This window comes from Pseudomonas sp. NBRC 111119 (genome assembly GCF_001320125.1).
Taxonomy (GTDB): Bacteria; Pseudomonadota; Gammaproteobacteria; order Pseudomonadales; family Pseudomonadaceae; genus Aquipseudomonas; species Aquipseudomonas parafulva.
Window position 1 is genome coordinate 137422 of sequence record NZ_BCAV01000023.1, and the last position, 21336, is coordinate 158757.

The 21336-nt window shown below is 63.8% G+C and carries 18 protein-coding genes; 14 read left to right on the forward strand and 4 right to left on the reverse strand.

All coding sequences use genetic code 11. The features are described 5' to 3' along the window. Window positions 1–268: 268 nt before the first annotated feature. Window positions 269–1183 carry a LysR family transcriptional regulator gene (locus tag APH25_RS10795; protein ID WP_060481905.1) on the reverse strand — a complete coding sequence of 305 codons (915 nt, stop codon included), beginning with the start codon at window positions 1181–1183 and terminating at the stop codon, window positions 269–271. 205 nt (window positions 1184–1388) lie between these two features. On the opposite strand from APH25_RS10795, the gene APH25_RS10800 reads away from it, so the two are divergent. The 5 genes from APH25_RS10800 to APH25_RS10820 all read left to right on the forward strand — a co-directional run bounded on the left by APH25_RS10800 (window position 1389) and on the right by APH25_RS10820 (window position 9630). Next, entirely contained in the window at window positions 1389–2411 is a 1023-nt protein-coding gene (locus APH25_RS10800; RefSeq protein WP_060481906.1) for a zinc-dependent alcohol dehydrogenase family protein, read from the forward strand. Window positions 2412–2918: 507 nt separating this feature from the next. Further along, window positions 2919–4304, forward strand: a complete 1386-nt coding sequence (locus APH25_RS10805) for a hypothetical protein (RefSeq protein WP_060481907.1) — start codon at window positions 2919–2921, stop codon at window positions 4302–4304. Continuing rightward, window positions 4304–5632, forward strand: coding sequence for an aminotransferase class I/II-fold pyridoxal phosphate-dependent enzyme (locus APH25_RS10810; RefSeq protein ID WP_060481908.1), 1329 nt, complete (start codon window positions 4304–4306; stop codon window positions 5630–5632). The genes APH25_RS10805 and APH25_RS10810 overlap by 1 nt, the downstream gene beginning before the upstream one ends. A gap of 90 nt (window positions 5633–5722) precedes the next feature. After that, entirely contained in the window at window positions 5723–7372 is a 1650-nt protein-coding gene (locus APH25_RS10815; RefSeq protein WP_060481909.1) for a VRR-NUC domain-containing protein, read from the forward strand. Beyond that, a complete protein-coding gene (locus APH25_RS10820; protein ID WP_060481910.1) occupies window positions 7369–9630 on the forward strand; it encodes an ATP-dependent DNA helicase in 2262 nt (753 codons plus the stop codon). The genes APH25_RS10815 and APH25_RS10820 overlap by 4 nt, the downstream gene beginning before the upstream one ends. Here APH25_RS10820 and APH25_RS10825 read toward each other — a convergent pair. Continuing rightward, complete coding sequence (locus tag APH25_RS10825; RefSeq protein ID WP_060481911.1) at window positions 9627–10808, reverse strand: NnrS family protein; 1182 nt, start codon at window positions 10806–10808, stop codon at window positions 9627–9629. The two genes, APH25_RS10820 and APH25_RS10825, sit on opposite strands and share 4 nt — an antisense overlap. 205 nt (window positions 10809–11013) lie before the next feature. On the opposite strand from APH25_RS10825, the gene xerC reads away from it, so the two are divergent. From xerC to ureG, 9 genes are all read left to right on the forward strand, one after another. Next, window positions 11014–11928 (forward strand): tyrosine recombinase XerC, encoded by a 915-nt coding sequence (gene xerC, locus APH25_RS10830; protein ID WP_082428266.1) that lies wholly within the window; start codon window positions 11014–11016, stop codon window positions 11926–11928. Window positions 11929–12157: 229 nt separating this feature from the next. After that, window positions 12158–12991: an urease accessory protein UreD gene (locus APH25_RS10835; protein ID WP_060481913.1), complete on the forward strand. Its 834-nt coding sequence runs from the start codon at window positions 12158–12160 to the stop codon at window positions 12989–12991. 10 nt (window positions 12992–13001) lie between these two features. Beyond that, entirely contained in the window at window positions 13002–13304 is a 303-nt protein-coding gene (locus tag APH25_RS10840) for an urease subunit gamma (protein ID WP_028634238.1), read from the forward strand. A 19-nt stretch (window positions 13305–13323) separates the two neighbouring features. Next, window positions 13324–13641 (forward strand): urease subunit beta, encoded by a 318-nt coding sequence (locus APH25_RS10845; RefSeq protein WP_028634237.1) that lies wholly within the window; start codon window positions 13324–13326, stop codon window positions 13639–13641. Further along, window positions 13638–15341, forward strand: coding sequence for an urease subunit alpha (gene ureC / locus APH25_RS10850; RefSeq protein WP_060481914.1), 1704 nt, complete (start codon window positions 13638–13640; stop codon window positions 15339–15341). The genes APH25_RS10845 and ureC overlap by 4 nt, the downstream gene beginning before the upstream one ends. A gap of 10 nt (window positions 15342–15351) precedes the next feature. Next, a complete protein-coding gene (ureE, locus tag APH25_RS10855; protein WP_028634235.1) occupies window positions 15352–15843 on the forward strand; it encodes an urease accessory protein UreE in 492 nt (163 codons plus the stop codon). 18 nt (window positions 15844–15861) lie between these two features. Continuing rightward, the gene (locus APH25_RS10860; RefSeq protein WP_060481915.1) at window positions 15862–16407 is read left to right on the forward strand and encodes a HupE/UreJ family protein; all 546 of its coding nucleotides are present in this window, start codon (window positions 15862–15864) and stop codon (window positions 16405–16407) included. Continuing rightward, complete coding sequence (locus APH25_RS10865; RefSeq protein WP_028634233.1) at window positions 16407–17081, forward strand: urease accessory protein UreF; 675 nt, start codon at window positions 16407–16409, stop codon at window positions 17079–17081. The genes APH25_RS10860 and APH25_RS10865 overlap by 1 nt, the downstream gene beginning before the upstream one ends. A gap of 12 nt (window positions 17082–17093) precedes the next feature. Next, complete coding sequence (gene ureG / locus APH25_RS10870) at window positions 17094–17717, forward strand: urease accessory protein UreG (RefSeq protein ID WP_060481916.1); 624 nt, start codon at window positions 17094–17096, stop codon at window positions 17715–17717. 12 nt (window positions 17718–17729) lie between these two features. Here ureG and APH25_RS10875 read toward each other — a convergent pair whose 3' ends face one another. Both APH25_RS10875 and APH25_RS10880 read right to left on the reverse strand, forming a co-directional pair. Beyond that, window positions 17730–19919, reverse strand: coding sequence for an LTA synthase family protein (locus APH25_RS10875; protein ID WP_060481917.1), 2190 nt, complete (start codon window positions 19917–19919; stop codon window positions 17730–17732). Between the two features lie 136 nt (window positions 19920–20055). Continuing rightward, window positions 20056–21336 (reverse strand): transporter, encoded by a 1281-nt coding sequence (locus APH25_RS10880; RefSeq protein WP_028634230.1) that lies wholly within the window; start codon window positions 21334–21336, stop codon window positions 20056–20058.

Here is a 21336-nt window from a genome sequence, read left to right on the forward strand (position 1 = left end):
TTTGCTGTGTAGTTGAACACGGTCGACAGCTTGGCCTGCGGATTATCGCAGACCGCCTCGAAGGCCTCCCGTGCATGAAGTACCGGCACAGGCACCATTCGTCGTTCTGCTCGGCGGATTTAATCGGTCGTAGCAACGTCATCTATTATCTAATGCATCACTACAGTTGGATCAGGCTAAATCAGTTCAACGGCAGTTGCCGCCAACCGAGTCCGACACAAAACTTGACATCGCGTCCGGCATCAGTTGATCCACTACAACGTGCAATTCAAAGACTCTCAGGGTCGCCAAAAAACATCTGTATCCGCGACCGCAACCACCGTTCCGCCGGGTCATTATCCTGCGCCCCCCGCCACGCCATGTGCAGTTCAAAACTCCGCACCTCCAACGGCAGGTCCTCGGCGCGCAGCCCGCCGGCGGCCGTCAGGGCGTCTGCCGTATAGTCCGGCACCGTGGCAACGATGTCGGTACCTGCTAGCAAACTGCCCAGGCCGTTGAACTGCGGCACCGCCAGCACCACGTGGCGCTTGCGCCCAAGCTCCTGCAGGGCTTCATCGATAAACCCCGACAGGTCACCTGCAAACGATACCAGCGCATGGGGGCGGGCGCAGAAGTCGTCCAGCGTGATGCTGCCTGGCACGCTGTCGGCCCTCAGCAGTTTTGGCCTGCTGCGGCGCAATACCTTGCGTTTGGCGTTGGCAGGCAGTTCGCTGGTGTAACTCACGCCTACCGAGATCTCGCCAGAGGCCAGCAGGGTGGGCATGAGCAGGTAGTTGACCCGCCGCACTACCAGCACAATCCCCGGTGCCTCGGCACGGACGCGTTTCAACAACGGCGGCAGCAGGCCGAACTCGGCGTCGTCCGACAGGCCGATGCGGAATACCGCGTTGCTGGTGGCGGGGTCGAACTCGGCGGCGCGGCTGACGGCGGTGGAGATGGAATCCAGCGCGGGGGACAGCAGGGCGAAGATTTCGTTGGCGCGGGCGGAGGGCTCCATGCTGCGGCCCGTGCGCACGAACAGCGGGTCATCGAACAGGTTGCGCAGGCGTGCGAGCGCCGCGCTGATGGCCGGCTGGCCGAGGAACAGCTTTTCGGCAGCACGGGTGACGCTACGTTCGTGCATCAGCGTTTCGAACACGATCAACAGGTTGAGGTCTACGCGACGGAGGTCGTTTCGATTCATCGGTGCGCTTCGCCTGAATGGGGGCAGGGGTGAATCTTAAGGCCAAAGGCTGGTAACCTGCACCCGTTTAGGTGGCCAATGCCAGGGGAAGTCAGGTGCCCAATCGATGACAAGCATGTCGACTATTAATGACCACTGATGGCCTAACCGCTAAAGCCCGGATAGAGTCAATGGTAATTAGCGTTTCACACAGGCGAGGTATGCGATGTCCCGCATGATCCGTTTCCACAAGTTCGGCGCTGCCGACGTGCTCCGGTGCGAGGAGCAGGCCGAGCCGACGCCCGCCGCCGGTGAGGTGCAGGTCCGCGTTGATGCGGTAGGTATCAGCTGGTATGACGTGCTCTGGCGCCAGAACCTGGCATCGTCGCGTGCACGGCTGCCTGCCGGCATCGGTCATGAGATGGCCGGGGTGGTGACGGCGGTCGGGGAGGGCATTGACGATATCGCTGTGGGCGATCGGGTGGCCAGCTTCCCGGCCACCAGTGCCAACGACCACCCGGTATACGGCGATGTCATCGTGCTGCCGCGCTCGGCGATCACCCGTTACCCGGATGTACTCAGCCCCATCGAAGCGAGCGTGCACTATACCCCGTTGCTCATCGCCTATTTTGCCTATGTCGACCTGGCCCGCGCCAAGGCAGGGCAGACGGCATTGGTGACTGATGCCAGCCACTGTGCAGGGCCGGCCTTCGTTCAATTGGGCAAGGCGCTGGGGCTCAAGGTGTTCGCGGCTACCAAGGATGCCGAGCAGCGTGAATACCTGCTGGGCCTGGGGGCGGACAAGGTGATCGTCACCGAAGAGCAGGACCTGGTGATGCAGGTGGGCAAATACACCGACGGGCGCGGCGTGGACATGGTGCTCGACGGCCTTGGCGGGCCACAGATGTCGTTGCTGGGCGACGTGCTCGCCCCGCGTGGCAGCCTTGTGCTGTATGGCCTGCAAGGCGGTAACCAGACGCCGTTCCCAGCTTGCGCAGCGTTCCAGAAAAACATTCAGTTCCATGTGCATTGCATCGGCAATTTTACCGGCAAGCCCGAGCTTGGCATTGCCCAGGACCAAGTGGCGCTGCACCGCGCACTGCGCGACATCAACCAATTCACCGCCGACCAGTTGCTGACCCCGCAAATCATCAAGGTGTACCCCTTCGAGCAGGTGGTGGAGGCGCACCGGTACATGGACCAATGCCCATGTGGCGGGCGTGTGGTGCTTGATTTGTCGCAACCTTGAGCGCACTGCCGTTCATCCACGAACCCGGGCTGGCCCCGGGTTTTTTGTGGGCGATATCATACGATCATTTATTATAAAAAAAGAACATTCCTACAACTAGAGCAGTGCTGGACTACATTCCATAGATTGACTAACCAGCTGTTAGTAATATCTCGCCAACTATCCTCGCTTGAACTATCTCGGTCGACTCATCAAGCTGTCTATTCATCTTTGCTGACTGCTTTTTTTACCCCTATCTGTATCTTCAATTCGTTTTCCGTACCTCGATAATGGCCTAATGATAGTTTGCGCAAGGAGCGAGTGATGAACATGGCCAAGCCTGGTCCAGGGGGGTGTGCAGCAGTGAAGCGGCGCCGTATTGCGGTGTTCTCGATGGTATGGCGACAGTGATGGGGCGTGTGCCCTGACCGATTTGCCGTACCCCTCGCCGGGGGGACCCCGCAGCGTGCCGGAACAATAAAAGTGTGTTCGGCAGGGCTGGCCGCATGAAGTTGATGAGGTGATACCGTGACTGCTATTCACGACCAGGCGATGCACTATATCTACCAGCAAGTGCTGGAACGTTTGTTGAACCATATGTCGCAAGCCCAGCGCGCGGCCTTGCAGTTGTTGATACAGCGGTTGTTGGTGGCTGCGGGGGGCGCCGAATATATCGGCACCTTTCGTTTGTTGGTACTGCACGGCAGTGACCGGCGCAGTATCCGGTTGCTGGCCATGCTCCGCGCTGCGCAATTGAGCATCGCCCTGCGCGGGCCGCTGACGTTCCAGTTGCGGGTGCTGGTGGTCAGCTTGCCGGCGGCGGCCGAACCGTTGAGGTCTTGTCATGAGCGAAACTTCAGTGCGCTGTTCTTGCAGGATGACCCACGGGTACAGCTGCAGATGATGGAGGGGCGAGGGGTGGTGCCGTTCAGCAGCGTCGGCGTTTCACAGCCACCGGTCTCGACGGTTGCCAAGGATGCGATGCTGGTGTTTGGGCATTTGATCGACGCCAGGCCAGAGGCCTTGCTGGGTAGCCGCCTTCACCTGGAGGTGGCGATGGCAGTGGGTGCTGCCCTGCAGTCACAGGCCAGTGCGGATGTACTGGTCACCGCGATTGCTGCACGCCAGCGGCGGCGGTTTCTGGCCTGGGCGCGGCGTAGCCTGCTGCTGGCGGGGGAGCGAGGGGTTCATGAAACGCACCATTGCCTCGGGGCACTGACCCAGGCGCTCATCCGCCTGGGTAACGCCGCGCAGGCACCGACGGCGGCCCACGCGGTACCTGAACCCCAAGCCACCACCGAAGCAGCATCGGTGCGGGTAATGCCCATGGATGATTTTCTGGAGCAGTTACTGGAGGGCCAGAAGCTTGACGTGATGCTCGGCTCCATCGACGAAACGGCCAGGGATGCCTGGCCCTTCGGGGCATTTGTCGACCCTGTGGCGTTGGCACAGTTGCACGAACTGCGCGCCCGCAGCCAGGAACCGCAGCCCGGTCGCCCGGCGTTGCGCCTGGCGTGCCCGGCAGCGGAGGGCAAACGGCGAGACTCGCAAAGCCTGCAGGTGGGCAAGGCCTATGGTATCGACCATGGCCAACTGACGTGCCTGTGCTTCAACCCCTTTGCCAGGCAAGGCAAGAACCTCGAGCGTTTTTTGCAGTGTCGCCATACCGACATGCTGGTGGCGCTGCCCTACCTGCACAGGGCCCTGCAGGGCAAACCCTGCCCAGAGGCGGTGAAGGCCTGGCTGGTGAACATCAGCGGCTTGCAACTGGGGCAACTGAAGTGGATATACGAAGGGCGGCTGCCGCTTTCAGCCTGGCGTGTACTCAGTAACCTGGCCCGCCGTGACATCCACCTGAGGTTGTTGCCCCGGCGCCTGCCAAACCGACCGCGCAGCCCGGCGGAGATCACTTGATGCACGGCGACATGCCCCGGGAGTTCGCCTACCGCAAGGTGCGCAGGTACCTGGAAGCATTGATCGGCCAGGCCCTGGCCGCGGGCACCTGTCGGTTGCCCTCGTTACGTACTCTGTCGAGCAGGCTGCAGGTATCGCTGGCAACCGTGCAGCATGCCTACAACCTGCTCGAAGAAGAGGGCCGCGTGCAGTGCCTGCCACGGTCGGGCTACTTCGTGCACAGTGGCCCCAGCCAATTGCCAGCGACCATGCCTGGCCATCCACCCTTGCCGCTTCGGCCGGTGTTGCAGGGCAGCTTGTTGAACCATGAGCGGCGGCTGGCCCGGCAGAAAGCGAGCACCTCGGGCCCATGGGCCGACCCTGCCAGTGCCCGCCTTCGCCTGGTGCTGGCCGAGCGCTACACACGCTCGTGCAGCCGCTACTGGCGCGCGGGTGACGTGCAGTTGGCGCCGGACGTGACGGCACTGCTGGATACATTGCTCAAGGCGCTGGCCCTGGAGGGTGCCACGGTACTGGTGCAGTCCCCGTGTTGCAGGCAGGTATTGCGGGCCCTGACCAACGCCGGTTTACGCGTACTCGAAGTGCCCGTGGATGGCCGTGGCAGCCCGAACCTGCGCGCACTGGCCGGCCTGCTCGACAGCGAACCTGTGGGCATGGTGGTCATGCCTTCCTGCCTGGGCATGCCCCAGGGCCGGTTGGTAGCTACCGCCTGCCAGCAACAGATCGGTCACCTGCTGTCAAAGCACCCGTTATGGGTGTTGGAAAACGATCTGGACAGCGACCTGTGCCACGCCGGGCCGCCGATGACCCGGTTGCGCGATTGGGTAGAGCCGCGCTGGTTGCTGGTGTTGGGCGGATTCGAAACCGCGTTGGGGCCCGAGGTGCCCTACGCATATGTGCTGGGCCCTGCCGAGGTACTGGAACAGACCTTCATCGAGCGTGCCTACCGGCTGGCGCCGCTGCGGCTGCTGGCACTCGCCTGCATGCTCGGCAAAGGTGAGGTCGACGCCCAGTGGCTTCAGGTGCGCACGGGCCTGCTGCGGCGTGCGCAAACCCTCTCGCGTATGCTGGAACTGCAGTTCGGCCCAAGTGCCGCTGTGCACCCACCCCAGGGTGGCCTGCTGCTCTGGGTACGCCTGCGCCGGGCACCGCAGTGGGGCCGCGTGATGGCTGCCGTGGCAGGGTCTGAGCTGTATGCAATGCCTGGGGCGGAGTTCAGCCTGCAAGGCCGCTATCGGCATTATCTGGCGCTGGGGTGGCTGGGCGACGACCCGGTGGAACTACAGGCGGCTGTAGAGCGTTTGGCGAGGGCCGCAGACAGTCGCTAGCGTGTATGGCCCGACCCGCGGCACTTGCCAGGCTGGCAGGTCTGTATGTATAAACAGTGTCCCTGAGAGCCGCCGCCTGCCCTGATTTCCGTGATTGCCCATTCCGTCGACGACCCCTTCTACTACCTGCACAACTTCCGCCAGGTGCTGGCGTGGGTGGGGCAGCGCTACGAAGACCTCCTCGATGAGCAGGAGAAGGCTTTCATCGCTGCCTTCACTCAGCTTGAGGCGCCTGCCCAGGCGCTGCTGGTGCGCATGGTGATGCGCAAGGGCGAGCTGTTTCGAGCTGATCGCCTTGAGTATGACGAAATAGGCGATACCTGCCAGGCCCTGCAACCGCTGCAGGCGCTAGGCTGGGTACGCGAACCCGAACAGCTCGAACTTGAGCAGTTGTTCGCCCTGTTGCGCAAGGACGAACTGGCCAACTGCTTCGCTGACCGGTTGAGCCGGCCGCGGGCGGCCAAGCATGAATGGCTGAGCCACCTGCAACAAATGGCCTTGGCCCCGCGGTCATTGGCCGAATGGTTCCCTGCCACCGGCGTTCGCATTTATGAGTGGTGCCTGCAGCCGGTGTGCGACCGGATACGCCTGCTGTTTTTCGGCAACCTCTACCAGGACTGGTCCGACTTCGTGCTGGCCGACCTCGGGGTGATGCGCTACGAACACGTGCCGTTCAGTGCCGACTCTCGTGCCCTGCAGCAGCGCACTGATCTGGACTTGGCCATGGCACTGCATCGGTGCGCCGAGCGGCTGGACCAGGGCGACGACACCCCGTCGATACTGGCCACGCTGCAGGGGCTGCGCAGTGAAAACCCATGGTTGGCACGGCGGCAGGCGCGGCTATTGTTTGCGCTTGGCCAGCAGTGTGAACGGCAGGGTGAGTGGGACCAGGCCATGGCGGTGTACACCCAGTGCAGCCATGCCCAGGCACGCATCCGCCAGGTGCGCGTGCTGGAACGCACCCAGTGTTGGGCCCAGGCGCACGCGTTGGCGCTGCAACTGGCAGCGGCGCCGGCCAACGCCCTGGAAGTGCAGGCGCTGGAGCGCATGCTGCCGCGGCTGGCGCGCAAGCTTGGCGGCCCACCGCAGCGCCGCCAGCGGGCGGCGCCGCTGGAGCTGATTGAGCTGGAACTGCCCCGGGCCCATGCAGCACTGGGTGTTGAAGAGGCCGTACGCCAGCACTTGGCGCAGGCGGGCGGGCAGGTGCATTACGTAGAGAACACGCTGTTCAACAGCCTGTTCGGCCTGCTGTGCTGGGAGGCCATTTTTGCGCCGGTGCCGGGCGCGTTCTTTCACCCGTTCCAGGCGGCGCCCCAGGACCTGCATGACAGTGACTTCCAGCACCGTCGCAGTGCGGATTTCGCCCGCTGCCTCGGCCGCCTCGAAGACGGCAGCCACCAGCAGGCGATTCTCGATTGCTATGCGGCCAAGCGGGGGTTGCAGTCACCGTTCGTGTTTTGGGGCATGCTCAGCGAGGCGCTGCTGCAGCAAGCCTTGGCGTGCCTGCCCGGCGAGCACCTCAAGCAATGCTTTTTGCGCTTGTTGCAGGACATACGCAACAACCGTACCGGCATGCCGGACCTTATCCAGTTCTGGCCAGAGCAGGGCCGCTACCGCATGGTCGAGGTGAAAGGGCCGGGTGACCGCCTGCAAGACAACCAGCTGCGCTGGCTGGAGTTCTGCCGCGCCCACGGTCTACCGGTGGCGGTGTGTCACGTGCGCTGGAGCGATGCGGCGTGAGCTACAGCGTGGCGGTGCGTGCCTTGTGCGAGTTCAGTGCCAAGGTGGGCGACCTGGACCTGCGCTTCACGCCATCGCCCACCGCACAGGAAGGCATCGAAGGCCATCGTCGGGTGGTCGCACGCCGGGCGGCTGGTTACGAATCGGAAATCCCCCTGGAAGGTGAATACCAGGCCGTGCGAGTGCGCGGCCGCGCCGACGGCTATGACCCTGCCTGCAATCGCCTCGAAGAAATCAAGACCCACCGCGGTGACCTGGCGCGCCAGCCCGCCAACCATCGCCAACTGCACTGGGCCCAGGCCAAGGTCTATGCGTGGCTGATGTGCCAAGCCCGGCAGTTGCCGGCGATCGAGGTGGCGCTGGTGTACTTGGACGTGGACAACGATGGCCAGACACTGATCAGCGAGCACTACACAGCGGGCGATCTGCTGGTGTTTTTCGAGGCCCAGTGCCAGCGGTTTCTGGCGTGGGCACATTACCAGCAACAGCGCCTGGCCGAGCGTGACCACGGGCTGCAGGCGCTGACCTTTCCCTACCCGCAGTTCCGCCAGGGCCAGCGGCAGTTGTCCGAAACCCTGTACAAAGCCGTGAGCACCGGGCGCTGCCTGATGGCGCAGGCGAGTACAGGGATTGGCAAGACCCTGGGCACGCTGTTCCCGCTGCTGAAGGCAATGGTGCCGCAACAGTTGGACAAGGTGTTTTTCCTGACCGCCAAAAGCCCAGGGCGGGCGCTGGCGCTGGACGCTATCGGCCAGATCACCGCCAGCGCCCCTCAGCCCGCCCTGCGCACACTTGAACTGATCGCCCGTGACAAGGCGTGTGAACACCTCGACAAGGCTTGCCATGGTGAGTCCTGCCCCCTGGCTGCGGGGTTCTACGACCGGCTGCCTGCCGCACGGCAAGCGGCGGCCGGCCTGCCCCTGCTTGATCGTGCCCGGCTGCGGGAAGTGGCCCTGGCCCACCAGGTGTGCCCCTATTACCTGGGGCAAGAGATGGCACGCTGGGTCGATGTGCTGATTGCCGATTACAACTACTACTTCGACGCGCATGCACTGTTATTCGGGTTGAGCCAGACCAACCAGTGGCGGGTAGCCGTGCTGGTGGATGAGGCGCATAACCTGGTGGAACGCGGCCGCAGCATGTACAGCGCCAGCCTGGACCAAGGCCAGCTGCTCGCGTTGCGCCAGGCCAAGCCGCCAGGCCTTGGCAGTGCACTGGACCGCGTGAACCGGCAGTGGAATGCGCTGTACAAGGCACAGCGTGCGCCCTATGAAGCCAGCGAGCACCTGCCAGAGGGGCTGCTACGTGCGCTGCAGCAGTGCGTGGCGTTGATTCAGGAACAGATGAACCAGGCACCTGTGCACATTGACCCGGCGTTGCTGCAGTTCTTTTTTCAGGCCCTGCAATTCACCCGCGTGGCAGAACTGTTCGATGAACACTTTCTGTTCGACATCACCGTGCGCCAGGGCCCGCGCAAGCGGCGGCTGGCAACCCTGTGCCTGCGCAACGTCAACCCTGCACGGCTGCTGGGCCCACGCATGCGCGCGGCACGCAGCGTGACGCTGTTCTCCGCCACCCTGAGCCCGCAACGCTTCTACCGTGACCTGCTGGGCATGCCTGCCGACACCGCTTGGCTGGAGGTGGCGGCGCCGTTTCGTGCCGAGCAGTTGCAGGTACGCATCGCCAGCCAGGTATCCACCCGCTATCAGCAGCGTCACGCTTCGCTGGCCCCCATCGTCGAGTTGATTGCACAGCAGTACCAGGCCCAGCCGGGGAACTACCTGGCGTTTTTCAGCAGCTTCGAATACCTGCAACAAGTGGTCGGGTTGTTGACCCAGCAGCACCCGCAACTGCCCGTGTGGGCCCAGGCGCCTGGCATGGACGAGGCTGCCCGTCAGGGTTTTCTCGACCGCTTCGTTGCCGATGGCCGGGGTGTGGGGTTTGCGGTGCTGGGTGGGGCGTTCGGTGAAGGTGTGGACCTGCCAGGTACGCGGTTGATCGGGGCGTTCATCGCCACATTGGGCCTGCCACAGGTCAACCCGGTCAATGAGCAGTTCAAACAGCGCTTGGGCCAGCAGTTTGGTGCAGGGTTCGATTATGCGTACCTGTACCCGGGGGTGCGCAAGGTTATCCAGGCGGCGGGCAGGGTGATACGCGGGGATCAGGACCAAGGCGTGCTGGTACTGATTGACGAGCGCTTCACCGAGCCCCGGGTCCAGCAGATGTTCCCCGGTTGGTGGCCGCCTGCAACCCGCTAACCCGGCAGGCCATCCGCCCGGGGTTGCAGCAGTATCGGCAGGTAGTGCCTCACGAACAACAGCAGTGCCATGCACCAGCACAAGGCAGACAGGCTGAACGCCAGAGGGGTGAGAAGGGGTAATATCACCCGCGCCAGCGCCGCCAGGTGCAGCAGTGCGAACCCAACGGCCACGCTGGCCGGCACGCTCAACGGGCGGCCTGTGTGCCCCAGGCTCACCCGCGCCATCATTGCCAGCATCAGGCCGCTCATCGCGCCCACGGTCAATGCGTGGGTTACAAGGCTAGGGCTGACGTTCACTCCAGCGTGCCATAACGCCATGCCCAGGGTGGCCACGGCAAGCCAGGCATAGGCCAGGTGCAGCGACCACAGCAGCGGTATGCCCCAAAGCCTGCGGTCATGCCACAGCAGCAGGCGGGCAGCGTGCAAGGCGAACAGGCAACCAAACAGCACGGCCAGGCCCCACTGGGGCGCCTGGCCGAAGCCTGCTGCCATGGCCAGGGCCGCCGTGACACTGAGCATCAGGCAGCTGCGGTCCAGCCAGGGGCGGGGTGTGCTTGCCGTCATGATGCCCAGCCCGCGTTGGGTGAAGAACGGAATCACCCGGCCACCCAACACGGTCATCATTGCAGCCACCAGCCACAAACCGGCCAACACGCCTTGCCGCTGCAACGGCTCGTCCTGGCGCAGGACGCCTGCGAGGGTGAGCCATTGGCAGCCCGTAAAAACCAACACCAGCACGACAATCGGGTAGTTGTTGCGCAACCGCCGCTGCACGATTGGCCTGGCCAGCGCCAACGTCACCAAAGGCAGAAAAGCACTCTCGATCACCACAAACCACTCAACAGGCAGCGCCAGAAACCAGGCCGCGCGCCCCAGCAGCCATATCAAGAACAGTGCCTGAAGGCTTCTCCCATGCAGGCTGGGTAATCCGCTCCAGTTCTGCACTGCCGTTAGCAGAAAGCCGCCGACGATGGCTGCGGTAAAGCCGTACAGCATTTCGTGACGGTGCCAGGCCAGCATGCCTCCGGTAGGCACGGGTGCGGACACGCCGGCCAATGTGCCTGCCCATACCATCACAGCGATCAGCGCAAACACAGTGCCGGCCAGGAAGAACGGGCGGAACGCGAGGTTCCACAGCGGTCGGCAACGGCGGGACTCCATCAAGGGTACGAGCATGGTGATGCCTTAGATCTACCAGGGTGATTCAGGTAACATCAGGATCTGTGCCAATGCTGCAGCCCTTGAATATCAAGGTGATGGCACTGCTTAAGGTCGTAATGACCCTACCAGCCGCGAGTCCGACTGACTCGCATCATGTCGCTTTGACTCGTTTCATTTTAAGATGGCCCTGGCCACTTGCCGCTGCCACAGGATCCACGTTTTGCCCGATCTTCCGAACAACCCGTTGCTGCAGTACATGGCCCGGCTGGCGCCGTCCAGCCAGCAGACCATGCGCTACGTTCTTCAGGACACAGCCGACCGGCTTGGCTTCGTCGACTGCAACCTTGCCGACGTCCCCTGGCACCAGCTGGAGCCTGGCCACGTGATTGGGCTGGTGTCGGCCCTGCGCGAAGACGGCTATGCCCCCAACAGCTCATCGCTGTATGTGAATGCCATTCGTGGGGTGATGAACGAAGCCTGGCGCCAGGGGCTGATCGAGCATGAACACTTGCAGCGCATGCGCGAGGTGAAGCCTGCCACAGGCACCCGGTTGCCGCCTGGGCGCAACCTGCGGCGCAGCCTCATTCGCGAGCTGATGGATGCCTGCGCCGCCGACCCCCGCCCGCAAGGGGTGCGGGATGCGGCAATCATTGCCCTGCTGTATGGCACCGGCATGCGCAAGTCCGAATCGGTGGACATCAACCTGGACCAGGTGGATTTCCAGGAGCGCAGCCTGCAAGTGGTGGGCAAGGGCAACCACCAGCTGATCAAGTACGCACCGCCTTGGGCCTTCGAAAAGCTGCAGGCCTGGTTGAGCCTTCGCCGCGAGGCGTTGCCTGCCGGCGCAGAAGACGACCCGTTTCTGTTCAACCGCATCCGCCGTGGCAACCACATCACCCGCGCGCGCATCACCAAACATGCGATTTACTACATCGCCCGCCAGCGGGGTGCACAGGTGGGGGTGAAAATCATGCCCCATGATTTTCGCCGGGCCTTCATCACCCGCGTCATCGAAGAGCATGACCTGTCGATCGCCCAGAAGCTCGCCCACCATGCCAATATCCAGACCACCGCCATTTATGACCGGCGTGACGACAACGAGCGGCGTCGTGCGGTAGACCGTTTCGATTATTAACGCGCCAGGCACTGAAACAGCGCCGCTAGCCGCCCTTGGATAGTGCGCCGTGCCCGACACCGGCGCAGGCCTGCCACAGGTTTAATCTGAGTTCACCTGCGGAGTTGGCCCGCAACCTGCTATATCCAGCCTGAGAATTTGATCGAGTGGTCAGGCCGTGCGCATATCGATATGCGCCAGCCGGGCCCTCGCAACGGCCATCAAGGCCACGGATTTCAGGGGCCGCAGGATGTCGCTGGCGGAGCATGTTGCAACACATACCGATGAAGCTGGGTGGAGCGCCTACCTGCAACTGCGCTTCACTGTGCGTGATGGCGTGACCCGCCTTGGTGCGCGCCGCCATTACGGACCCCTTTTGGTGCAAAGGCCGTTTTACCCGGAGGGTGCGCCGTGTCATGTGTACGTGCTGCACCCGCCTGGGGGCATTGTCGCTGGGGACCGGCTGGAGCTGGACATTCACCTTGAGGCCGGCAGCCACGCGTTGCTAACCATGCCCGGCGCCAGCAAGTTCTATCGCAGCATTGGCCCCACCGCGCGCCTTGCCCAGCACTTTCACCTGGGCGCTGGCAGCACGCTGGAATGGCTACCCCAGGACAGCATCTTCTTCTCTGGCGCCCGGGCCAGCCTGGACAGCCGTTTCACCCTGGCGCCAGGCGCAAGGCTGCTGGCTTGGGAAACCCTGTGCCTGGGCCGGCCGGTGATGAACGAGCAGTTTTTGCAGGGGGCGCTAGACAGCCGGTTGCGGATCGAACTGCCCGGCGAGCCTGGCCTGCACGAGAGGTTGCGTATTACGGGGGGCCGCCTTGAAAAGCTGGGTGGGTATCCGCTGCTGGCGACCCTGTGCGCTGCACCTGCTGATCAGCACACCCTCGACCAGGTACGGCCCTTGCTCGAGGCCCTGGGTAACCCGGGTGGTGCAACCCTGCTCGGGTCGCTGCTGGTGATCCGCCTGCTCGACCACGACAACCAACACTTGCAACACACCCTGCAATGCCTGTGGCGAGTGCTGCGCCCGGCCGTTCTTGGCCTGCCAGCCTGCCCACCGCGTATCTGGGCTACCTGAGAGAGCACCCATGGAGCTGACACCAAGAGAGAAAGACAAGCTGCTGCTGTTCACTGCAGCGTTGCTGGCAGAGCGGCGCCTGGCCCGCGGCCTGAAACTCAACTACCCCGAAGCGGTGGCGTTGATCAGCGCCGCTGTGCTGGAGGGCGCACGCGATGGGCGTACGGTCGCAGAACTGATGAGCCTGGGGCGCGAAGTGCTGACCCGGGAGCAGGTGATGCCCGGCATCGCCGAAATGCTCCACGACGTGCAGGTGGAGGCCACCTTCCCCGACGGCACCAAGCTGGTGACCGTGCACGAACCCATTGTTTGACTACGCCCAGGGTACCCCCATGATTCCAGGTGAAATCCAGGTCGCCGAGGGCGACATCGAACTCAACGCCGGGCGTGACACGGTCAGTGTCAGCGTGGCCAACCACGGTGACCGGCCGGTGCAGGTCGGCTCTCATTACCATTTCTATGAAGTCAACCAGGCCCTGGTGTTCGACCGTGAGCCCACTCGCGGCTTTCGCCTGGACATCCCGGCCGGTACGGCGGTGCGTTTCGAGCCGGGCCAGGCGCGCACCGTGCAGTTGGTGGCCTATGCCGGCAAGCGCGAAATCTACGGGTTCCAGGGCAAGGTGATGGGCGCGCTGGAGGGCAGGGCATGAGCCGTATTTCCCGGCAGGCCTATGCGGACATGTTCGGCCCCACCGTGGGGGACAGGGTGCGCCTGGCCGACACGGCACTGTGGGTCGAAGTAGAACAGGACTACACGCTGTACGGCGAAGAGGTGAAGTTCGGCGGCGGCAAAGTGATCCGCGACGGCATGGGCCAGGGGCAGATGCTGGCGGCGGACGCCATGGACCTGGTGCTCACCAACGCGCTGATCATCGACCACTGGGGGATCGTCAAGGCCGATATCGGCATCAAGCACGGGCGCATCGCTGTCATTGGCAAAGCCGGCAACCCGGATGTGCAACCTGGCGTCACCGTACCGGTTGGCCCGGGCACCGAGGTGATCGCGGCCGAAGGCAAGATCGTCACCGCAGGTGGGGTGGACTCGCACATCCATTTCATTTGCCCGCAGCAGGTGGACGAAGCCCTCAACAGCGGTGTCACTACGTTCATTGGTGGCGGCACAGGCCCTGCTACCGGCACCAATGCCACCACGTGCACCCCAGGCCCCTGGTACCTGGCGCGCATGCTGCAGGCGGCCGACAGCCTGCCGATCAATATCGGCCTGCTGGGCAAAGGCAATGCCTCGCGCCCCGAAGCCCTGCGTGAACAGATCGCCGCAGGGGCCGTGGGCCTCAAGCTGCATGAAGACTGGGGCTCGACGCCAGCGGCCATCGACTGCTGCCTTGGCGTGGCCGAAGAGATGGACATCCAGGTGGCCATCCATACCGACACCCTGAACGAGTCAGGGTGCATCGAGGACACCCTGGCGGCCATCGGTGACCGCACCATCCATACCTTCCACACCGAAGGCGCCGGCGGCGGGCACGCCCCGGATATCATCCGCGCGGCAGGGCAGGCCAACGTACTACCGTCTTCCACCAACCCGACGCTGCCCTATACGGTCAACACGGTGGACGAGCACCTGGACATGCTGATGGTCTGCCATCACCTGGACCCCAGCATCGCCGAGGATGTGGCGTTCGCCGAATCGCGCATCCGCCGTGAAACCATCGCCGCCGAGGATATTCTCCACGACATGGGCGCCTTCGCCATGACCTCGTCCGACTCCCAGGCCATGGGCCGGGTAGGGGAAGTGGTGCTGCGCACCTGGCAGGTGGCGCACCAGATGAAGCTGCGTCGGGGCCCGCTGGCCCCGGATACCGCCTACAGCGACAACTTCCGGGTCAAGCGCTACATCGCCAAGTACACCATCAACCCCGCGGTTACCCACGGTATCGCCCATGAGGTGGGCTCGGTGGAAGCCGGCAAGCTGGCCGACCTGGTGCTGTGGTCGCCGGCGTTCTTCGCGGTCAAGCCGGCCCTGGTGATCAAGGGCGGGATGATCGTGACAGCGCCCATGGGCGATATCAACGGCTCTATCCCCACCCCACAGCCTGTGCATTACCGGCCCATGTTCGGGGCGCTGGGCGCAGCCCGGCATGCCACGCGCATGACGTTTCTGCCCCAGGCCGCCATCGACCGCGGGCTGGCACAGGAGTTGAACCTGCGCAGCCTGATCGGTGTGGCCCGGGGTTGTCGCCGGGTGCGCAAGGCCGACATGGTCCACAACACCCTGCAGCCAGTGATCGAAGTCGATTCGCAAACCTATCAGGTGCGTGCCGATGGCGAACTGCTGGTGTGCGAGCCGGCCACGGAACTGCCCCTGGCCCAGCGTTATTTTCTGTTCTGAAGGAGCACTGATGATTGTCCTTACCCGCCGTATTTCAGACCCCGGCGCCCATGCTGAAACCGGCACCGTCACCCTGGACGTCGACAGCCGTATCAAGAGCCGCCTGCGGGTGACCCTGGACGATGGCCGCGAGGCCGGGCTGATGCTCGAGCGCGGCCACCTGCTGCGTGGGGGGGAGTGGCTGGCCGACGCTGCGGGTACCCAGTGCATTCGTGTGCTGGCGGCGCCGGAGGCGGTGTCGACGGTGCGCTGCAGCGACCCGCACCTGCTGGCCCGGGCTGCCTATCACCTGGGCAACCGCCATGTGCCGCTGCAAATCGAGCCCGGCCTGTTGCGCTTCCAGCATGACCATGTGCTGGACGACATGCTGCGTGGCCTGGGGCTGACGGTGGAGGCCGAACAGGCCCCCTTTGAACCTGAGGCGGGGGCCTACCAAAGTGCGCCCCATGGCCACAGCCACGGCCATGATCATCCGTTCGTGCGCCTGCCTGCCCATTCCTGAACTGCACTGGAGCTGATAATGAAAAAGACCCTGCCACTGTTGCTGCTGATGCTGGCCGTACCCGCTTTCGCCCACCCTGGACATGACACCAACCCCTTGCAGGATGGCCTGCTCCACCCGCTCACCGGCCTTGACCACCTGCTGATGCTCCTGGGTACCGGCGTGCTGGCCGCCCTGACCCGGCGCAACCTCACCCTGCCACTGGCGACCCTGGCCGCGATGTTCGCCGGCGCGGTGTGTGGCCACCTGTTCGGTGGTGTGCTGGGCATGGAAACCCTGATTGCCGGCTCGCTGGTGGTCGCCGGTGCTGCACTGCTGCTGCCAGGGCGGCAGGTGCTGCTGGCCATGGCCATGCCGATGTTCGCGTTGTTCCACGGTTGGGCTCACGGCGTCGAAGCCACGCCAAGTGCCTTCTGGCAGTTCAGCGCAGGCTTTGTGCTGGTCAGTGGCCTGCTGTTGGCCGGCGGTTTTGCCGTCGGCTGCCTGCTGCGTCGCCACACCGGGCTGCAGAAAGTGTTCGGCGGCGGCTTGCTGGCCAGCGCCGCCATGGTGCTGGCCGGTTGATGAGCAGCGACCTGGCGTTACTGCGCTTGCTGCAGCTGGTCAGCCCTGGCCTGCCGGTAGGTGGTTTTACCTATTCGCAAGGCCTTGAGTGGGCGGTGGAAGCTGGCTGGGTGAAGGACCTGGCCGGGTTCACTGCCTGGCAGCGCGAGCAGATCGACGACACATTGGCCTGCCTCGACTGGCCGGTGCTGGTACGCCTGTACCACGCCTGCCTGGCCGAGGATGCTGCGGCGTTCGAGCACTGGAGCCGTTTCTTGCTGGCCAACCGCGAAACCGCCGAATTGCGCCTGGAAGAGCAGCAGCGCGGGGCTGCGCTGGCACGGCTGCTCGACGGCTGGCGGTTGGGCCAGGCCCCCGCCTGGCGAACCAGCCTGGAGATGACCCAACTGGGTGGCATGGCCTGGTTGGCAGCCCAGTGGGCCATCCCCCTGCGCCAGCTGGCCCTGGGCCATGGCTTTGCCTGGCTGGAGGGCGCCGTCATGGCCGGGGTCAAGCTGGTGCCTTTTGGCCAGCAGGCGGCCCAAACGCTCTTACGCGACTTGAGTGTTGAGTTACCTGCAGCCTTCGACCACGCGCTGATGCTGGAGGATGAGCAGATCGGCGGCGGCTTGCCGCTGTTGGCCATCGCCTCATCGCGTCACGAAACCCAATACACCCGTTTGTTCCGTTCTTGAGGACTGCCTGAAATGCAAAGCTATCAACAACCCCTGCGCGTCGGTGTCGGTGGCCCGGTCGGCTCTGGCAAGACTGCATTGCTCGAAGCGCTGTGCAAGGCCATGCGTGACCACTACCACATCGCCGTGGTTACCAATGACATCTACACCAAGGAAGACCAGCGTATCCTCACCGAGGCCGGCGCCCTGGAGCCCGAGCGTATTGTCGGCGTCGAAACCGGTGGTTGCCCGCACACGGCGATCCGCGAAGATGCCTCGATGAACCTGGCGGCCGTAGAGGCCCTGGCGCGCAAGTTCGGCAACCTGGAAGTGATTTTCGTCGAGAGCGGCGGTGACAACCTGAGCGCGACCTTCAGCCCAGAGCTGGCTGACCTGACGATCTACGTGATTGACGTGGCCGAAGGCGAGAAGATCCCGCGCAAGGGTGGGCCAGGTATCACCAAATCGGACTTCCTGGTCATCAACAAGACCGACCTGGCGCCCTATGTGGGCGCCTCGCTTGAGGTCATGGAACGTGATACCCAGCGCATGCGGCCACAACGGCCCTGGACCTTCAGCAACCTGAAAAAAGGCGAGGGCCTGCAGGCGGTAATCGATTTCATCGTCGAGCGCGGCATGCTGGGTGTGCGCACCTAGCCGGCCATGCCGTCAACCCGAATGGGCGACAGGGTCCTCGGTCAACTCATCCAGGCCGTCATCCTCACCCGGCAGCGCGGTGATCACGCTGAAGTCACTGACTTCTACCTGGCCACCGCCGTAGCCGAGCAGGTGAAATGAAAAGGCCTTGCGCTCAACGGGGTTGTCGAAACGGAACTCCATTTCAAGCGGCTTCTTGGCGGTCACCTTCACCTCGGCGGGCAGGCCCAGGGCCACTTCCTGCTCCATCTGCTTGGCCTTGAGCTGGATGAATGCTGCACGCTTGGGGTCGAGTGAGCGCACCTTGACCCTGACACGTGTGTGCGAGCCCTGTGGCATTTCCAGATACTGTGCGCCAATCAGGTTGTCGGCCCAGTCGTCGTGAATACGCTTGCGTAGCTGGATGGGGGAGGGCCCACCGAACTGGTAGCGCAGGTTCAGTGGGGTCTGCAGCAAAGACTGGTCGAGTACCGCCGCCAATGCACCGACCTGCTGGCCCAGGTAGCTATCGCCCTGGCCCAGATAGCGGGCCTTGTCGGCGATGAAACCGTCGCTGGCATAGCGCCGGCAGCGCTGCTGGAAATCACACTCGGTGAACACCCCCTGCCCGTTGTGATAGCGCAGCATGCCATTGGTGAACGAGATCATCTCGCGGCCGGTGTCGTAATCCCGATACAAGGAGCGCCCACTCAGGGCCAGGGGGATGGGCAGCGCGAAATAGTCGAGTACGGAGGTGGCCAGGTCAACATGGCCGTAGGTACCTGACTTGAGGGTTGGCAGCAAACGCTGCTCGGGTGCCAGGGTCAGGTTGAAGCCCCAGGACGAGGCAAGGCGCACACCGTCGATGCCATGGGATTCATCCGAGGTGACCACCACCAGGGTGTCCTTGAGGACGCCCTGGCGCTCCAGGGCGTCCAGGAAGCCGCCCAGGGCGTCGTCCAGGTAGGCGACGGCCGCCTGTTTGGGGGTGTCGTAACGGGCCAGGTAATCCGCCGGTGCCGAATAGGGCTGGTGAGTGCCGACCGTGAGCAGGGTCAGCATCCAGGGCTGGTCCTGTTTGCGCAGCTGGCCCACGTAGTCCAGAGCACCTTCGAAGAAGGCGCGGTCATCCTTGCCCCACGGGAAATCCAGGTAGTTACGGTTGCCGAACCACTCCACGCCATGCACGGATTCAAAGCCGATGTGCGGCATGATGCGGTCCTTGGCCATGAAGCGCAGGCCCGCCCCTTGCAGGTAATGGGTGGTAAAACCGGCCTGGCGCAGTTGGGCAGGCAGGCACGCCTGGTTGCGTTCGGCCTGGGTCAGCAGCTCTACGCCTTTGGGGGTGCCATTGGCCAGCTTGTCGTAGTCGCCGCACAGCATGGCGTAGAGCCCACGGATGGTCTGGTGGGTGTGCAGCACGTAGTCCGGTGTGTTCATGCCCCGAGCCGCCCACTGGCCAAGCCTGGGCATGAGGTCCTCATCGAAGCGGCTGTGCAACGCCTCGCGATTAGGGCGCAGGTAGGCCCCTGGGATGCCTTCTACAGTAATGATCAACACGTTGCGGGCGCTGCCGGTGGCGGCCAACAGGCGCTGGCCGTTCAGGTCGGCCTGGGTCAGCCCGGTGCTGGGCAGGGGTGTGAAGGGCGCGCGCCCCTCGACAAGACGCTGCAGGTTGCCCACGCCCGCTGACAACACCTGGTGGCCAAGGTTGTACTGGCGCCATTGATCGGCATCCGAGGGCGCCAACTGCTGGCTGCCCCAGTGAATGGCGAACAGGCCCATGACACCGGCCCACGCACTGCGCGGCAACGGCGCGCCGGGTTGGCCACGGCTGCGCCATGCGCAGACCAGCCAGGTTAGCAGGCCTGCGCCCAGCAGGCCGGGCAGCCAGGCGTGGGCCAGGCTGCCGCCGGTGGAGTTTTCCATGAATTGCGGGTCGAACAAATAGGTGAGGTCGGCACTGGTCGGCAGCCTGCCCACCGCGCTGACCAGCTCGGCCGAAGCCACCCAGAGGCCCGCCCAGGCCAGCAAAACCGGCAAGCCCAGCCACCAGGGGCGGCGATACAGCAACAGCAGCAGAACCCCGCCCAGGGCAAGGTCCGACACATAGCCAAGCGGGTTCGACCAGCCAAGCACGGTGCGCGCAACCAGGGGGATCACCAGCACCAGCATCGCCAGGGCGATCAACCGGGTGCGTGGGCGGTCTGACAGGCTCTTCACAAAAACTTCCCTTTTGCCATTAAAACGTCATGCATCTGTGCTGGATGATAACAGGCAAGGGCGCTCGGAAGCCTTTGTGCAAAGGCCTGCCACACAAAAACCGAGCCCGCACAGGCGGGCCCGGTGTGTGCAACCATCAGAAGTAATAGGGGAATTTCAGGCTGAACGAGAAGTCCGGGGCGTCATCGGTCAGACCGATGGACAGGTTGGGTACGATCGTAAGGTTGTTGCTGGCAGCGAAGGTCATGCCGATGTTGAAGTTGGCGGCGTTGTAGTCGCTGTTGGAGACGGTTTGCCAGTCACCCCCATCGGGCTTGATCTTGCTCTTGCGGCCGATCTGGTCCGACACCGAGAACGACATGCTCATTTTTTCGTTCAGGGCAAAGGCGATACCGCCACCGATCTGCCACGAGTCACCCAGCTTGACGTCGCCCGGCACTTTGCTGTTGACCTGCGGGCTGATGTCACTGAACGAGTCTTGCAGGTTATAGGTATAGGACAGGCTGCCGAACAGCACCGCCGGGTCGAACGTCTTGACCAGCGAAATACCGGGGGTGATGGACCACACGCCATTGCCGGTCGGCAGGCTTTCAGGTACCGAGAGGTTGTCGTTGCCAGCCACCTGGCGCAGTTTGATGCCATACGGGTCCTTGCCGGTAGGGGCCTTGACCCGCAAGGTGGCAACGGCATCCGGCCAGCTCTCGGACTCGTCGAGGAACTTGTAGGCAACACCCACGTTGATGTCGCCGATTTCCGGGTCACGGGTCACGCTGGCATCGGACGTGGTGGGCCCGGCGCCACCGGCCCCCCCTGAAGAGTAGGTGGACTCGCGGTAGATCACGGGCACGTTGACGTCGAACTGCCAGCGTTGAGCCAGGTTGTAGCGGGCAGTCAGGTCCAGGGTCCAGTTATCGGCCTTGATGCGGTCCAGGTTGATGTTGCCGAGGAAGATCGAGTCCAGGGCCAGAAAGCCGTTGAGGGTCAGTGCACGGGTGTCGTAATGGGTGTAGGTCAGGCCGGTTTCCAGGCTGAACTTGCCACCGCCGAAGAAGCCACTGGCCTCGTCGTACAGGTTGGACACGCTCTGTGCAGGCTCCGAGTCGGCTGCCAACGCCTGCCCGTAGGAGCTGCCGGTGGTGCCCGGGGCCCCGGTGGCCACGGTCTGGCCACCCTTGACGCGTTCAGCCGGGGACTTCACCAGGCGCTTGGGCGGTGGGGCGGCAGGGGTTTCTTCAACCTGACGCACCCGCTGTTCCAGCACCATCAGCGCCTGCTGCTGGGCCTCGTAGCGGCGCTTAAGCTCTACCAGTTCCTGTTTCAATGCTTCTACCTGCGGATCTACAGCGGCGTACAGCGAGGTGGCGGGTGCCAAGGTAGTCAAACAAACAACCGCTTTGAGCGTTAACGATCGTTGCAT